Raw genomic sequence first — 15,601 nt, forward strand, 5'->3', positions numbered from 1 at the left:
GACGTAAAAAGTTTCAAAGGCTAGGCTGCTCAACGTCTGGCCTTCACTTGAACTGTAAAGCCATTAGAAAATGGACAGCAGTTGATTTGAGAAGACCCTACAGACGTACCACAGGAAACTGTGTCGTTATGGAAATAATAATCCCTTAAGGGAAAATAAACGGAATATCAAAATGAATTTGCATGAATACCAAGCCAAACAGCTGTTTGCAGAATTCGGTTTGCCTGTACCTGAAGGTTTCGCGTGTGACACAGCACAAGAAGCTTTCGAAGCTGCAGGCCGTATTAGTACAGCCAAGAAAGTTGTTAAGTGTCAAGTGCACGCTGGTGGTCGCGGTAAAGCGGGCGGCGTAGAGCTACATGACACTAAAGAAGGCGTTAAAGAGTTTGCACAAAAGTGGCTGGGTAAAAACCTAGTGACTTACCAAACAGACGCTAATGGTCAGCCTGTAACAAAGATCCTAGTTGAAGAAGCATCGAACATTGCTAACGAGCTTTACCTAGGTGCTGTTGTTGACCGTGCAACGCGCAAAATTGTATTCATGGCGTCAACTGAAGGCGGTGTGGACATTGAGAAAATCGCTGAAGAAACTCCAGAGTTGATTCACCAATCTGCGATCGATCCTCTAGTTGGCCCTCAAGCTTACCAAGGCCGTGAATTGGCATTCAAACTTGGCCTAGCTGGCGATCAAATTAAACAGTTCGTTAAGATCTTCATGGGTCTTGGTGAAATGTTCGCTCAGTACGACCTAGCTCTACTAGAAATTAACCCGCTTGTTATTACAAATGAAGGTAACCTTCTTTGTCTAGACGGCAAGATCAACATTGACTCAAACGCAATGTACCGTCAGCCAAAGCTTCGTGAAATGCACGATCCTTCACAAGAAGACGAGCGCGAAGCGCACGCAGCTCAGTGGGAACTGAACTACGTAGCACTTGATGGCAACGTTGGCTGTATGGTTAACGGTGCAGGCCTTGCTATGGGTACGATGGATATCGTAAACCTACACGGCGGCAAGCCAGCAAACTTCCTTGATGTAGGCGGCGGCGCAACAAAAGAGCGTGTAGCTGAAGCATTCAAGATCATCCTTTCTGATGACAATGTTAAAGCAGTACTAGTAAACATCTTCGGTGGCATCGTTCGTTGTGACATGATCGCTGAAGGTATTATTGGTGCAGTTAAAGAAGTTGGCGTAACAGTTCCTGTAGTTGTTCGTCTAGAAGGTACAAACGCAGACCTAGGTCGTGAAGTACTTGCTAATTCTGATGTTGATATCATTGCTGCTGTATCTCTAACAGATGCTGCTCAGAAAGTTGTTGCTGCTGCGGAGGCTAAATAATGTCTGTATTAATTAACAAAGACACTAAAGTAATCTGTCAGGGTTTCACTGGCGGTCAAGGTACATTCCACTCAGACCAAGCTATCGCATACGGTACGCAAATGGTTGGTGGTGTTTCACCTGGTAAAGGTGGTCAAACTCACCTAGGCCTTCCAGTATTCAACACAGTACGTGAAGCAGTAGAAGTAACTGGCGCAACAGCAACAGTTATCTACGTACCAGCACCTTTCTGTAAAGATGCAATCCTAGAAGCAATTGATGCAGGTATCGAACTGATCGTAACGATCACTGAAGGTATCCCTACTACAGATATGATCGACGTTAAAGTGAAGCTAGAAGAAACTGGCGTTCGCATGATCGGTCCTAACTGTCCAGGTCTTATCACTCCAGACGAGTGTAAGATTGGTATCATGCCTGGCCATATCCACAAGAAGGGTAAAGTAGGTATCGTATCTCGTTCAGGTACTCTGACGTACGAAGCAGTTAAGCAAACAACAGATGAAGGCTTTGGTCAGTCTACATGTGTTGGTATCGGTGGTGATCCTATCCCAGGTTCAAACTTCATTGATATCCTAAAACTTTTCCAAGAAGACCCAGAGACTGAAGCAATCGTAATGATTGGTGAGATCGGTGGTACTGCGGAAGAAGAAGCAGCTGAGTTCATCAAAGCAAACGTAACTAAGCCAGTTGTATCTTACATCGCTGGTGTTACTGCTCCTCCGGGTAAACGTATGGGCCACGCTGGCGCAATCATCTCTGGCGGTAAAGGTACTGCTGAAGATAAATTCGCAGCACTAGAAGCAGCAGGCGTTAAGACTGTTAAGTCTCTTGCTGACATCGGTAAAGGCCTACGTGAAATCACGGGTTGGTAATCAGCTGGCTTTTATCTAACGAGATAGAAGTTAACTGAACGATATAAGAAAGGCTTGGTCATTGACCAAGCCTTTTTCTTTTGTGACCGATTTTTTGTAAGCGACTCTTTTGTAAACAATCACCGCATCAACTGTTGTGTTGTTAAAAGCCAGAATGAATCCCGACTTTTCACTTTAGGCGCGGGTTCTGTACATTTGAGATAGCATAAACATTGCCGCAGCACTGATAACAACAGAAGGGCCGGCTGGCGTGTCATAGAACCAAGACAAGCTCAACCCTCCGAACACAGCGATAGAACCAATTACAGAGGCGAGGAATGCCATTTGTTCGGGTGTATTAGCGAATTTCCTTGCCGTTGCTGCTGGGATTATCAGCAATGACGTCATGATCAATGCACCAACAAATTTCATACCGACCGCAATCACGATACCAACCAGCAACATCAGGATTAGGCGCATTAAGTCAATGTTGATGCCATCTACTGCTGCAAGATCTTCATTTACTGTCGTTGATAGCAGTGGTCGCCAAAATATCGCAAGCACTAAACCAATCACTGCAGCACCCGCGTAGATGAACACCAAATCTGTTGGAGACACCGCAAGCAAGTCACCAAATAGGTAACTCATTAGATCGACACGAACATTGTCTAAGAAGCTGACAGCAACAAGGCCTAAAGAGAGTGCACTGTGCGCCAATATACCGAGTAGGGTATCGGTCGCGACTAGCTTTTGTTTTTGTAAAGTCACTAGCAACACGGCCAGCATCAAACAACAAATCAGCAGCGCGAAATACAAGTTAATGTTGAACAGAAAGCCAAGTGCTAAGCCCATCAAAGAAGCGTGAGCAAGCGTGTCACCAAAGTAAGCCATCTTGCGCCATACTACGAACGACCCTAATGGGCCTGCAATTAGCGCAATACCCAAACCCGCCAAAATAGAGGGAAGAAGAAACTCAAGCATTAGTGATGTCCGTGTTTATGGTTTGAACATTCATGCACGTCGCCTTCGACAGGCTGGCCTGCAAGATCATGATGGTGATGTTCGTGTTGGTGATGATAAAACGCTAGTGTTTCTTGGGTCGCGGTGCCAAAGAGCGCAATATACGAAGGGTGGTGTTTGATGTCTGCAGGTGCGCCTGAGCAACAGATATGGTGGTGCAAGCAGATAACATCGTCTGTTTTGGCCATCACTAAATGCAGGTCATGTGAAACCATAAATACGGCACAACCAAAACGGTGACGAATGGTGTCAATTAGGTCATACAAGTCAATTTGTCCTTGTACATCAACGCCTTGAGCAGGTTCATCAAGAACCAGTAGGTCTGGTCTTCTTAGCAGTGAACGAGCAATCAGCACACGTTGGTTTTCACCGCCAGATAGCTGGTGCATGTTACTCTTTTGCAGATGTTCAGCACCAACGAGCTTCAATGCTTCAAGGATCTCTTGCTGACTGAACTTGCCAGTGAGCTTTAGAAAACGTTCTACATTAAGCGGTAGTGAATCATTAAGCTTTAATTTTTGTGGTACATAGCCAATTTTCAGTTTTTTAGCTTTTGTTATTGTGCCTGAAAATTTGGTTTGTAAACCCAGTACCACTTTTACTAATGTCGACTTTCCTGCACCGTTTGGCCCAATGAGGGTGGTGATTCTGCCGCGCTCTATATTTAGAGAGATGTTGTCTAGAACTTTTCGACCGTCAAACTCGACGCTCACAGAATCTAGTTGGATTAAGTTATCCATGAATAGAACTCATTTGCAATTCGCTAATGTTATAATGTAACATTTACCTCAAGCCTAAGCTACTTTTCTATTATCGAGGGATTATGTCACGTTCATCTTTTATACTTGCTACTTTGCTTTTAGCGCCAAGTGTCGCAAGTGCCAATACTATTCTAACAAGCTTTAAACCGATTCAAATGATTGTGACAGAATTAACGCTAGGCGTTAGTGAGCCGGATGTGTTGATGAACAGCAATGCTTCGCCGCATGATTATGCGCTTAAGCCATCGGATGTCAAAAAAGTTCATAGTGCCGATATGGTTATCTGGTTCGGCCCTGACCTAGAAGCCTTTTTGACTAAGGTGATTGGTTCAAAAGAAAATGTTATCAAGATCAGTGAGATTCCTGGAATCAACTTGAGAGAGTTTGGGCATGAAGACCACGATGCTCATGAAGGACATCATCATGGTAGCCATGACCCGCATTTTTGGTTGGGCATCGACCAAGTTGAAGTCGCGGCAAAATATATCTCAGCTAAGTTGATTGAATCTGACCCTGATAACGCAATGGCGTATCAAGAGAACCTAGACTCATTCTTGATTGCTTTGAAAGAAAAGAAGCAGTCAATTAATGAACAACTTGCGCCAGTGAAAGACAAAGGTTACTACGTATTCCATGATGCGTACGGCTACTTCGAACAGGAGTTTGAGTTAAATAACTTAGGTCACTTTACCGTGAGCCCAGAGCGCAAGCCGGGTGCAAAAAGCTTGATAGCTATCAAGAAAACCTTGGTGCGTGAAAATGTTCAATGTGTATTTGCAGAGCCTCAATTTACACCAGCTGTGATCGAATCGGTGACTCGCGGAAGCAATGCTAAGCAAGGGCAACTTGATCCTGTTGGTTCACAGGTTGAAGTGAAGAGTGGAAGTTATTTCGATTTTCTTCAGCAACTTACAGACAGCTACACCAGCTGCTTGAGTGCTAAGTAATCAATAACCAATATTCCTAACGACACTTTGCTCTCGTTAATTTATGAATCATGCCGCTTTTTGCGGCATTTTCGTGACCGCTAAGATAAAACCTCTCAACAAATAGCAAACCTCCTTTCTCCTTTGTTAATTTCCGCTAAAATAGAAAGATAATAATAAGCACAAAAAAACTGGATTTTTGGTTAAGCAGCGACTGAGACGTTGTGGACACCATAATTTCATGTGTTATTGCTGTTCAGGATGAAAAGTTGTATCGAATTATCTTCAGAATGTTCATGTTAATGAGCATTTCATTTAGCGTTCTCGCGGTAAATACATCACCCTCCGTTTTCTATCCTTTGCCCGTTCAAGCGCAAGGGAATTTTCTTGCGGCTAAAAACTTGTACTTAGGTGCCGGTGGCGGGCTATGGGTTCATGATGTCCATGGAAAAGTACTCTTTTATGATGGCCGAACCCTATTCCCTAGACAGGGTAGCCTTCTGCAATTTTCTTCAGAAAGAGTCGCGTTTCTTAACGATGAGTTTTGGACATTTTTTGATAATGAGGTGTACCGACATAATCCGGGGATTGGCAATGAACTTGCGTTTAGTTTAAGCCCGGGTGCTGAGATCACGAATATAGGCTCATCAGGTGATTATATTTGGGTCACAGATGGCAGTAATTTTTATACATACAACACTCAATCTTTAGAATTTACCACCTACTCACTACTCAAACTGTATCGATACAACAATAGCAGTGATATTGCGATTAACGATGCGGAGTGGGTGTTGTCAAAATGGGTACTCGCGACCAGTTCTGGTGCTTACCTTTCCGAGGCGCAAGAGTTTACTCACATCACTGCATCAGATAAGCACCATATTGAGACGGTTTATTTTTCTAATGCTAGACGAGAGTTAGTGATCGGCACTTTAAATGGGGCGGTGATTGTTGATCTCGCGAATCCAGATAAAGAGAACAAAATAAAAGGGTCGCACGTTCTCTCGCTTGCTGAAACTTCAGACCAATATTGGATTGGCACAGAGCATGGACTCATTAGTTACAACTTCATTACGGGTCAAATTACACGATTCGAACAAGCCGCTAACCAAGATTTCTCGTTACCGGGAGAGAAAATATATTCGTTAATCAACGACCATGCTGGTGGGATGTGGGTTGCGACAAATAACGGCATCCGATATTTCTCACTGTTCAGTAAGACATTCTCAAGAACGCCATTAACGGGTATGGGGATGCACTCAAGTAGCGTCGTGATAAACAAAGTACAGCCGGTTAGTGAACAATTATCTTGGGTTGCTTCCTCACTGGGCCTCTATTTGGTCGATGCTCAAAGCAAAGAGAATCCAATTCGTGTTTATTCCAACTCGGTACAGGACTTTGAGATCTTTGGTTCTTCCATTTGGTTGGCTACTGAAGAAGGTATTATTAGTTTTAATACCAATACGTTAGAGCCTGAAGAACTCGGTTTACCAAGGTCTATCAAGGGCGTACACGTTGAGAACTTTGCGCTTCAAGCTGATAACGTACTTTGGATAACATCGGGGCAAAACCTCTATTCGTTATTTATCGAAACCATGAAGCTGACGGGGTACGGTACTGACTGGTTAGTTGATAAGTTTTTGCCAGCAAAAATCACGGCTCTCAATATAGGGTTACAAGGTCGTATATATATAGGCACTGACCACGGCTTCTACTCTTTTATTGATAAACGGATTAGCTTTAGTCGCTCAAGCGAACGATTTGGCAAAGTGGTCGATATTGAAAAAGCGAAGGATGGGGCTCAATGGTTTGCGAGCAGTTATGGCGTGTATCGAATCCCTTATGACAGCTCTATTATTCAAGAGGTCACGCTTGTTGAAGACAATATTAGCCCAAATTGCTTAATAAGCGATGACAATGGTGTGTGGTTAGGTTCTTCGAAAGGTATCAGCTATTACGGACTGGATGGGCAACTGCATAAACATATTGGTTCACCATTTGGCTTGATCACCAATGAACTGGCAGCAGGGGCATGCGACTTGTTTGACAGCGAAGGCAGCCAATCTACGAGGCTTACTTTTGGATCAAAGTATGGCGTAGTCAGTGCGTTATCTGATGAGTTATTGGTATCAACAACACCTCATAGTAGAGCATTACTGAGTAAGATCAGTGTTGATCAGAAAACCGTATCACTAGGTGGCAAGACAGCTGATTTGGATGAAATCCCTTATGGTTCATCTATGAGTTTTAAGTTGGGTATCCTACCTGCGACGTTTGCCCCTGCGATGGAGTATCGCCTGAGCGACGATGAACCTTGGAGTGAATTTGAAGGAGGCTTGTTAACGCTCGACCATCTTCTTCCGGGGGACTATACACTGGAAGTTAAACCCGTTAAGGACTCGCATTATCGCTTTGTGTCAACGAATCAAAGCTTCTCAATCGCTGAGCCTTGGTATCTGACCAATTGGGCTGCCGCAAGCTCTCTGGCGCTGCTGATTGGTGTCGTGACTATCTTGGTCTTTTGGCGTTCGCGTTATGTCACTTTTGCTAATAGACACCTAAAAGCGCAAGTTGCATTAAAAACCGATCAACTGAGGCACCAAAGTCGCATTCTGTTGACGACCAATCAACAGCTTAAAAAGCAGCTATCAGTTAAGAGTGCGCTTGTGTCGCACACAGCAAATGAACTCTCATCTGAAGTTAATCATATTGCAGCGATGCTCCCGAATTGGAATGAGAAAGGCAAGTCGCCAATCTTAACGCTGAAAAATGGCTTGGCTCAATTGAGCAATACACCTCAAGGAGAAGGGAAGGTCAGTTACGATATAATTTTGATCTTAGAAGCGGTACTCAAAGCTTGGCAAGATGATTTAGCCAAAGCGGGTATTGAACTGGATATCAGAGTTGATACCAAACAACGATACGTATCCTTACTGTATTTTAATCTCGATATTATTTTCAACAACTTGGTTGCGAGCATCATCAAGAGAAACTTTAAGTCACAAAGCATGGTGGTTCTGGTTGAAGAAGTGAAGGAGCATCTTGTCGTTACGATTCGAGATCATGGGATGCCTTTTCCTAAATTGGCATCAAGCATGAGTGACAACACCGGAAAATCGACTGATCTAAATATCGAAAAATTACCTCTATTGATGAATCAGAGTGGTGGTGAACTGAACGCGTTTGTTTCTGACTATCAAAATAAGGTTCAGCTTTCGTGGCCGATTGAATATCAAGTGCTGGATAATCTGGAAGCCAGCACAATTGAGCAGATAGAAACCATTAAGCTTGCTGCTTCAAGGCCAGAGCAACAAAGGTTGAGTGCTGAACAAGAGTGGAAAAACAGGGTGTCGCAGCTTGTGAGTGAAAACTACGCCGATGCAGAGTTCAGCACTGCAACTGCTGCTAAGTACTTGTTCATGTCAGAGAGAAGCTTACAGAGACGCTTTAAATCGGCTTATAACAAGACCTTTAAAGAGCACTTGAATGAAGTGCGCTTAGAGCATGCGTGCGAGCGGTTACTTGCGGGAGAGAAGATCTCAGACGTCGCGTTTGATTCTGGTTTCAATGACCCTTCCTATTTCAGTCAAAGGTTTAAGCACCATTTTGGTATGTCGCCATCTAAGTTTGCTGAAAACAGTGAAGAGTAGCTAGCTGCGGATTTACTCTATTTCCACATAAATAAAGATACTTTAGCCTCGACATTCGTGTCGGGGCTTTTTTATGCTTCTACGAGATACGAGATACGAGATACGAGATACGAGATACGAGATACGAGATACGAGATACGAGATACGAGATACGAGATACGAGATACGAGATACGAGATACGAGATACGAGATACGAGATACGAGATTGAGATTGAGAGCTGTGGGGAGTTTAAAAGGCTGTTGGGATAAAACAAAAGGAAGAAAAAAAATATCGTGGTATAGCCGGGGGGACTATACCACGGGTGCCAAGGACACCTTCGCTTGCTGCCGGAGTGATATGGCAAGCCACATCACCTCTGGAATAAAATTAAAGAGAAGTAGTTTCTCTTCGTTGGAGTAACTATACGTCTGCCCACTTATTTTACTTATAAAATTAACGACAGATGGCCATGAGAAAACCGACATTATTCTAAGTTGTTGATAATTAATGATTTGTGTTGGTTTTTCTTGATTGGTACTAGTGAGGTAGTTCTCGTTGTTTGTTGAAAGTAACGTTTTTGACGTAAACGTTTTTAACGAAATTTACGAGTATGTATTTTCGAAAACATTGATTTCACACAATGGAATTGTGGTCATGTATGTGTATCATGGCGGTAATAACAATCTTTCTCATTATCAGTCACGAATTGGGCATTTATGAAACTCTCACAACTCGAGCAAGGAAAAGCGGCTTCTATTGTTGCACTAACAGGCTTAACACCGGACGTTAGAAAAAAACTTATGGTTATGGGCATGTTGCCAAAAACTGAGGTGACGCTAATCCGTCGTGCGCCGATGGGTGATCCACTTCAAGTGGAGGTGAGAGGTGTTTCTATCGCCATTCGTGAAAGCATTGCAGAACAAATCGAGGTTATCTAAATGGATTATCAAGTTCTTACCGTTGGTAACCCGAATAGTGGTAAAACAACATTATTTAACGCCTTAACTGGTGCTAAGCAGCACGTTGGTAACTGGGTTGGTGTAACCGTAGAAAAGAAGACGGGTTTGTATTCGCACGCTGGTGATCAGTTTCAGCTAACGGATTTACCGGGTATCTACGCACTAGACAGTGGTAATGATGCGAACAGTATCGATGAATCTATCGCGTCTCGTGCTGTGCTAACTCACCCTGCAGATGTGATCATCAATGTTGTAGATGCAAGCTGCTTAGAACGAAGCTTATACATGACATTACAATTACGAGAGTTGGGTCGCCCAATGATCGTTGTATTGAACAAGATGGATGTATTAAAGCGTGAGCGTCAGGTGATTAACCTTAAAGCGCTAGAGAAAGAGCTTGGCTGTCCAGTTCTGAGCTTGTCTGCAAACGACAAAGGCCAAGTGGTTCGCTTTAAAGAACGCCTTCATAAGTTACTTGTTCAAGGTGTGAGCCTTGACCCTATCTCTATCGATTACGACGCCGCGTTAGAAGCTCTTATCCCTTCTGTTGAGTCACAATTTGATGATGCTGACGTATCTCACCGAGCTCTGGCTATTCGTGCTTTAGAAAATGATTACTTAGTATTGAACGGATTGGCTCCTCAAACTCGTACTCAAATCGACAGTGTGCGCCTAGGTGCCGATTTCGATATTGACCTTGCTGTTGCTGACGCTAAATACACTTTCTTACATGACCTTTGTAAACGTGTTCGTCGCAGTGAAGGTAAACTAAGCCGTAACTTTACTGAGAAAGCAGACCAATTCATTTTGAATAAATGGGTCGGTATTCCTTTCTTCTTCGTCATCATGTACCTAATGTTCATGTTCTCTATCAATATCGGTAGTGCGTTTATCGACTTCTTTGATATTGGTGTTGGCGCAATATTAGTTGATGGTGGACACCACTTATTAGATGGCCATTTACCGGTTTGGCTAGTCACCATTCTTGCCGATGGCATCGGCGGTGGTATTCAAACGGTTGCGACCTTTATTCCGGTTATTGCCGCGCTTTACTTGTTCTTAGCGGTATTAGAAAGCTCGGGTTACATGGCTCGTGCAGCATTTGTACTTGATAAAGTGATGCAGAAGATTGGTTTACCGGGCAAAGCGTTTGTTCCGTTAGTACTTGGTTTTGGTTGTAACGTACCTTCAATCATGGCAACTCGTACTCTTGACCAAGAGCGTGAACGTAAACTGGCAGCATCAATGGCTCCGTTTATGTCATGTGGTGCTCGTTTGCCAGTATACGCACTATTCGCAGCTGCGTTTTTCCCTGGTGCGGGACAAAATGTAGTATTCGCTCTGTACATCATGGGTATTGTTGCTTCTGTATTTACGGGCTTATTCCTTAAAAATACTATCTATCCTGGTAGCAGTGATAGCTTGGTTATGGAGATGCCGGATTACGAGTTGCCGACCGTGCAAAACGTGATGCTGAAAACTTGGCAGAAGCTGAAACGTTTCGTGCTTGGCGCAGGTAAAACCATCGTAATGGTTGTGGCTATTCTTAGCTTCCTGAATTCATTAGGTATGGACGGCAGTTTTGGTAACGAAGACAGCGAGAATTCAGTGTTATCTAAAGCGGCACAAGTCGTGACGCCTGTATTCCAACCGATTGGTATTACAGAAGAGAACTGGCCTGCAACGGTTGGTATTATTACGGGTATTTTTGCGAAAGAAGCGGTTGTCGGTACATTAAATAGCTTGTACACGACGCCATCAGACGAAGAAGCGGCTGAATTCGATTTAGCAGCAAGTTTGCAAGAAGCCGTGATGACAATTCCTGAAAACCTAGCTGGTTTGAGCTATTCAGATCCATTAGGCATTGAAGTGGGCGACTTGTCTGACTCAAGCTCTGTGGCTGCAGATCAAGAGGTTGATACTTCGATCTTTGGTAACTTGAAAGACAAGTTTGTATCAGGCCACGCTGCGTTTGCTTACTTGATTCTTATCCTGCTTTACACACCTTGTGTTGCTGCGATGGGCGCTTATGTTCGTGAGTTTGGTCAGACGTTTGCCCGCTTCATTGCGGTGTGGACAATGGCTCTTGGTTACTTCGGTGCAACCTTCTACTACCAAGCAGCAAATTTCGCAGTACACCCAGTGAGTAGTGCTGTGTGGATGGTGGCAATTGCTGGTGGTTTTGTGGTGACGTATCGCGTCTTCAAGAAAATCGGCAGTAAGCAAAAAGCGCTAGAGGTGCAAGTAGTATGATTTTAACTGAACTTCATCAATACATTGATAACGAAGGTGTTGCTGCTCGTAGTGAACTTGCGTCTAAGTTTGGAATGAGCGAAGACGGTGTCGATGCGATGCTGAGTGTGTGGGTCAAGAAAGGTAAGATATCTCGCTTGATCGATACCAACAAGCATGGACATACAACACGTATTCGTTACACCATCAGCAAACAAGATGGTTTGTCGCTGAATGTGATGATGTAGTTCAGAGCTTCATACTCTCGTTGAAAACGGCGAGATTAGACAATAAAAAAGCCGCTCACCTATTTTAGATGAGCGGCTTTTTGTCATGTGTCTATTCTGAACAGCCTTGCTTTAAAGCGTAATGAGATGAACTCGAATTACGCTTTCTTAAAGATAGAGCTCAATGACAGAACATTCTGGATGCGAGTATGGATTGCTGCTTGCTCTTCTTCATTGCGCTGTTCGCCTTTGGTATTGCCCCATACAGGGCCTGGCCACGCGATGTCGTCTTTGAAACGTGCAACATGGTGAATGTGCAGTTGTGGCACCATGTTACCCAGCGCGCCTAGGTTTAACTTGTCTGGTTGGAACGTAGCTTCTAATGCTTGGCTTACCGCTTGAGACTCAAGCAAGAACTGCTGTTGTTCTTTCATTGGCAGATGGTGCAACTCTTTTAGGTTGGCACGTTTTGGTACCAAGATAACCCAAGGCACAGCACTGTCTTTGCTTAGCAGTGCCAAGCTTAGTGGAAATTCGCCGATAAGCGTGGTGTCTTTTGCTAACTGTGGGTGAAGTTCAAAGCTCATTATTATTGTCCATTTCGATTTCTTGAGGTCATACCGATCACAGTAAGTAAATGATCAGAAATAGCGCAGGAAAAAGGTTTGAGAACAAGGCAGATTTTTTGATAAGTAGTTATTCTACAATCAAAAATTCTAACGCAGTTATCGAGCGTTTTAACCAGCTAGGATGATTAGTTATTTACTACGATTGGTATCAGTATACGTTAGATAAAACAAAAGGTTGATGCTCTCACATCAACCTTTGTATTTATTCATTGTAACCCGAAGGGAATTACATGCGCTCTAGAGTTTCGATACCTAGAAGAGACAGACCTTGCTTGATAGTCTTAGCTGTCAGTGCAGCAAGCTTCAGGCGGCTCTGTTTAACTGTTTCATCTTCAGCCACAAGGATAGGGCACGCCTCGTAGAAGCTAGAGAATTGACCAGCAAGTTCGAACAGGTAGCTACACATGATGTGCGGTTGACCTTCACGAGCAACAGACTGTACCGCTTCTTCAAATTGTAGAAGTTTCGCGATAAGGGCTTTCTCTTTCTCTTCAGTGATTTTGATTTCACCTTCAAGAGAGTCCATAGAAATGCCTGCTTTAGCAAAGATTGAAGCTACACGAGTGTACGCGTACTGCATGTACGGTGCTGTGTTGCCTTCAAATGCCAGCATGTTTTCCCAGTCGAACACGTAATCAGTGGTACGGTGCTTAGAAAGGTCTGCGTATTTAACAGCCGCCATTGCAACTGTGTTTGCGATGGTTTTCTTCTCGTCTTCTGCTAGCTCAGGGTTTTTAGATTCAATCAGTTGAGTTGCACGCACTTCTGCTTCGTCCAGAAGATCAGCAAGACGCACTGTACCGCCCGCACGAGTTTTAAATGGCTTACCATCTTTACCTAGCATCATGCCAAACGCGTGGTGCTCAAGAGAGACAGACTCAGGAACATAACCCGCTTTACGAACGATAGTCCAAGCTTGCATTAGGTGTTGGTGCTGACGAGAGTCAATGAAGTAAAGTACGCGGTCTGCGCCCAGTTCTTCAAAACGGTATTTAGCACAGGCAATATCGGTGGTGGTGTATAGGAAGCCACCGTCACGTTTTTGCACGATAACGCCCATCGGGTCGCCATCTTTGTTTTTGTATTCGTCTAGGAATACAACTTGTGCGCCGTCAGACTCTTTTGCTAGGCCTTGTGCTTGTAGGTCAGAAACGATGTTTGAAAGCATATGGTTGTACATACTTTCACCCATTACATCATCACGTGTCAGTGATACGTTCAGGCGATCGTAGTTACGTTGGTTTTGAACCATGGTTACGTCAACCAGCTTTTTCCACATTTCAGCACAGTATGCGTCGCCGCCTTGCAGTTTCACTACGTAGCCACGTGCTTTTACTGCGAATTCTTCGTCTTCGTCGTAAAGCTTTTTAGATTCACGGTAGAACTGCTCAAGATCTGAAAGCTCCATTGAAACTTCACCAGTTTCAGCTTGGATACGCTCAAGGTTTGCGATAAGCATACCGAATTGAGTACCCCAGTCACCAATGTGGTTAGCACGGATAACTTTATGACCTAAGAACTCAAGTGTACGAACAACAGCATCACCGATGATCGTTGAACGTAGGTGGCCAACGTGCATTTCTTTTGCAACGTTTGGAGCAGAGTAGTCAGCAACAATGGTTTGTGCTTCAGCTGCTGCAACACCAAGGCGAGAGTCAGCCAGTGCTGCGTCTGCTTGTTGCGCTAGGAATGCTTCATCTAGGAAGATGTTTAGGAAACCTGGACCTGCGATTTCAACTTTAGAAGCGATACCGTCTAGGTTTAGAACGTCCAATACTTTTTGAGCAAATTCTCGTGGGTTAGTGCCTAGTCGTTTAGCAACACCCATAACGCCGTTTGCTTGGTAGTCACCAAATTGTGGTTTTGCAGATTGGCGAACAGCCGCAGGAGAGCCTGCAGGTGCGCCAGCGGCTTCTAGAGCCTGAGATACTTTGTCATTAATCAGTGCTTGGATATTCACACGCGTTTCCTTCAATTCAAGGATGAATAAGAGTGGCCGTTATTTCGTGGGTATTAAATTTGGTTAATTATGCTTCGAGTTAACGATTTAATGCCGAAATGAACAACAGACTCTGTTTAAGTTCACAAAAATGGCGTTAATCATACCAATTTTGTGGGGTTTCTTATAGGTCGAATTGATAGAAAATTAACATTTCCTGAGGGGTTTTTGACAATCGACTTTGACCAAGCCAAGTTTGTCTATTTAGGAAAGTAAGACACCGTACTTTTTGAACGTTTTTTTGTAAAAGCAACGCTTGTTGCTGAAAGTAAAACTGATACCATGCAGCCATTATTTGGAGAACAAAGACAATGACGATGAGCCTGAAGCAAGCCGAACTAGAACCACAACAAATGATTGCGCGCCTTGATACGTTTATGGCGAAAATTGAGAACCTAGGAAATGCATTGGGTTTAGATTTAAGCTTTGCTCAAGCGGATCATATTGCATTAAGAATCAATGAAACTGAGCTTGCGAAATCAGCACATCTGGCTTGGTCTGAATATGGCTCTACAATTTCAGAAGCGATGATCAATGGCCGTCCAATTGTGGTGTTGGCTTTCGATGAGCCATTGCAAAGCCTTGGTTGGAAGATTGAGTGCTTAGAGTTGCCATATCCAGCAGAAGGTAAAATTTATCCAAGCCAAGATTGGGAACATGTCGAGTTTGTGATTCCTTCTCACGCGCAAACGGCTGATGAGTATCTAGCGGATCTTAAAGAAACTTACCCGCAGTTCGCTGCTAAGTTCGAAACTCTGGCAGAGCAAGGTATTAAGATAAAACTCTCTAGCCCGAAAGGCGAGGGTGAACGTTTGAATAACCCAACGGTAGCTTTTAAGCATCAAGGTATTTGCATCAAGCTGCATCCACACTCTTTGAAGAAGATTGTTGAGTCAGAACAGGCTTAATTTGAGCCGAGAATAGCTGGAGGTTCCCGACTTCGTCATTCCCGATAGCGACGAAGGAGCGTAGTTGGGAATCTCTAAAAGCTAGTCTAATCACCAGATACAAAAAACGCGCAATGGGT

Annotated in this window: 12 protein-coding genes; 8 read left to right on the forward strand and 4 right to left on the reverse strand. The window is 43.8% G+C overall.

The window, feature by feature from the left end:
* The first annotated feature begins 172 nt into the window (after nucleotides 1–172).
* Together sucC and sucD are read left to right on the forward strand one after the other, a co-directional pair.
* Nucleotides 173–1,339 carry an ADP-forming succinate--CoA ligase subunit beta gene (sucC, locus tag L3V35_RS13160; protein ID WP_004734210.1) on the forward strand — a complete coding sequence of 389 codons (1,167 nt, stop codon included), beginning with the start codon at nucleotides 173–175 and terminating at the stop codon, nucleotides 1,337–1,339.
* The gene (sucD, locus tag L3V35_RS13165) at nucleotides 1,339–2,211 is read left to right on the forward strand and encodes a succinate--CoA ligase subunit alpha (protein WP_004734209.1); all 873 of its coding nucleotides are present in this window, start codon (nucleotides 1,339–1,341) and stop codon (nucleotides 2,209–2,211) included. Before sucC ends, sucD begins: the two co-directional genes overlap by 1 nt.
* Nucleotides 2,212–2,385: 174 nt before the next feature.
* Here the strand turns inward: sucD and znuB are convergent, their stop codons facing one another.
* Together znuB and znuC are read right to left on the reverse strand one after the other, a co-directional pair.
* Nucleotides 2,386–3,171, reverse strand: coding sequence for a zinc ABC transporter permease subunit ZnuB (gene znuB, locus L3V35_RS13170; protein ID WP_004734208.1), 786 nt, complete (start codon nucleotides 3,169–3,171; stop codon nucleotides 2,386–2,388).
* On the reverse strand, nucleotides 3,171–3,950 hold the full coding sequence (gene znuC / locus L3V35_RS13175; RefSeq protein ID WP_004734207.1) for a zinc ABC transporter ATP-binding protein ZnuC: 780 nt from the start codon (nucleotides 3,948–3,950) through the stop codon (nucleotides 3,171–3,173). Before znuC ends, znuB begins: the two co-directional genes overlap by 1 nt.
* Nucleotides 3,951–4,033: 83 nt before the next feature.
* On the opposite strand from znuC, the gene znuA reads away from it, so the two are divergent.
* The 5 genes from znuA (at nucleotide 4,034) to L3V35_RS13200 (ending at nucleotide 11,967) form a co-directional block, all read left to right on the forward strand.
* Nucleotides 4,034–4,918: a zinc ABC transporter substrate-binding protein ZnuA gene (gene znuA, locus L3V35_RS13180; protein WP_237300010.1), complete on the forward strand. Its 885-nt coding sequence runs from the start codon at nucleotides 4,034–4,036 to the stop codon at nucleotides 4,916–4,918.
* Nucleotides 4,919–5,187: 269 nt separating this feature from the next.
* The gene (locus L3V35_RS13185; RefSeq protein WP_237300280.1) at nucleotides 5,188–8,547 is read left to right on the forward strand and encodes an AraC family transcriptional regulator; all 3,360 of its coding nucleotides are present in this window, start codon (nucleotides 5,188–5,190) and stop codon (nucleotides 8,545–8,547) included.
* Between the two features lie 697 nt (nucleotides 8,548–9,244).
* Complete coding sequence (locus L3V35_RS13190) at nucleotides 9,245–9,466, forward strand: FeoA family protein (protein ID WP_004734203.1); 222 nt, start codon at nucleotides 9,245–9,247, stop codon at nucleotides 9,464–9,466.
* Entirely contained in the window at nucleotides 9,467–11,740 is a 2,274-nt protein-coding gene (feoB, locus tag L3V35_RS13195; RefSeq protein WP_237300012.1) for a Fe(2+) transporter permease subunit FeoB, read from the forward strand.
* Nucleotides 11,737–11,967: a FeoC-like transcriptional regulator gene (locus L3V35_RS13200; protein ID WP_017074512.1), complete on the forward strand. Its 231-nt coding sequence runs from the start codon at nucleotides 11,737–11,739 to the stop codon at nucleotides 11,965–11,967. The genes feoB and L3V35_RS13200 overlap by 4 nt, the downstream gene beginning before the upstream one ends.
* 137 nt (nucleotides 11,968–12,104) lie before the next feature.
* Here the strand turns inward: L3V35_RS13200 and L3V35_RS13205 are convergent, their stop codons facing one another.
* Entirely contained in the window at nucleotides 12,105–12,533 is a 429-nt protein-coding gene (locus L3V35_RS13205) for an HIT domain-containing protein (RefSeq protein ID WP_237300013.1), read from the reverse strand.
* A gap of 268 nt (nucleotides 12,534–12,801) precedes the next feature.
* Nucleotides 12,802–14,535 (reverse strand): arginine--tRNA ligase, encoded by a 1,734-nt coding sequence (gene argS, locus L3V35_RS13210; protein WP_237300015.1) that lies wholly within the window; start codon nucleotides 14,533–14,535, stop codon nucleotides 12,802–12,804.
* A 350-nt stretch (nucleotides 14,536–14,885) separates the two neighbouring features.
* Between argS and L3V35_RS13215 the strand changes: the two genes are divergently transcribed.
* A complete protein-coding gene (locus tag L3V35_RS13215; protein ID WP_017080714.1) occupies nucleotides 14,886–15,482 on the forward strand; it encodes a VOC family protein in 597 nt (198 codons plus the stop codon).
* Nucleotides 15,483–15,601 lie beyond the last annotated feature (119 nt).

This window comes from Vibrio sp. L5-1 (assembly GCF_021728315.1).
Lineage (GTDB): Bacteria > Pseudomonadota > Gammaproteobacteria > Enterobacterales > Vibrionaceae > Vibrio > Vibrio splendidus_K.

What these genes read in the sequence shown, in the direction of transcription:
- sucC (WP_004734210.1), top strand. Translation starts at nt 173, where the DNA reads ATGAATTTGCATGAATACCAAGCCAAACAGCTGTTTGCAGAATTCGGT.
- sucD (WP_004734209.1), top strand. Translation starts at nt 1,339, where the DNA reads ATGTCTGTATTAATTAACAAAGACACTAAAGTAATCTGTCAGGGTTTC.
- znuB (WP_004734208.1), bottom strand. Translation starts at nt 3,171, where the DNA reads ATGCTTGAGTTTCTTCTTCCCTCTATTTTGGCGGGTTTGGGTATTGCG.
- znuC (WP_004734207.1), bottom strand. Translation starts at nt 3,950, where the DNA reads ATGGATAACTTAATCCAACTAGATTCTGTGAGCGTCGAGTTTGACGGT.
- znuA (WP_237300010.1), top strand. Translation starts at nt 4,034, where the DNA reads ATGTCACGTTCATCTTTTATACTTGCTACTTTGCTTTTAGCGCCAAGT.
- L3V35_RS13185 (WP_237300280.1), top strand. Translation starts at nt 5,188, where the DNA reads ATGTTCATGTTAATGAGCATTTCATTTAGCGTTCTCGCGGTAAATACA.
- L3V35_RS13190 (WP_004734203.1), top strand. Translation starts at nt 9,245, where the DNA reads ATGAAACTCTCACAACTCGAGCAAGGAAAAGCGGCTTCTATTGTTGCA.
- feoB (WP_237300012.1), top strand. Translation starts at nt 9,467, where the DNA reads ATGGATTATCAAGTTCTTACCGTTGGTAACCCGAATAGTGGTAAAACA.
- L3V35_RS13200 (WP_017074512.1), top strand. Translation starts at nt 11,737, where the DNA reads ATGATTTTAACTGAACTTCATCAATACATTGATAACGAAGGTGTTGCT.
- L3V35_RS13205 (WP_237300013.1), bottom strand. Translation starts at nt 12,533, where the DNA reads ATGAGCTTTGAACTTCACCCACAGTTAGCAAAAGACACCACGCTTATC.
- L3V35_RS13215 (WP_017080714.1), top strand. Translation starts at nt 14,886, where the DNA reads ATGACGATGAGCCTGAAGCAAGCCGAACTAGAACCACAACAAATGATT.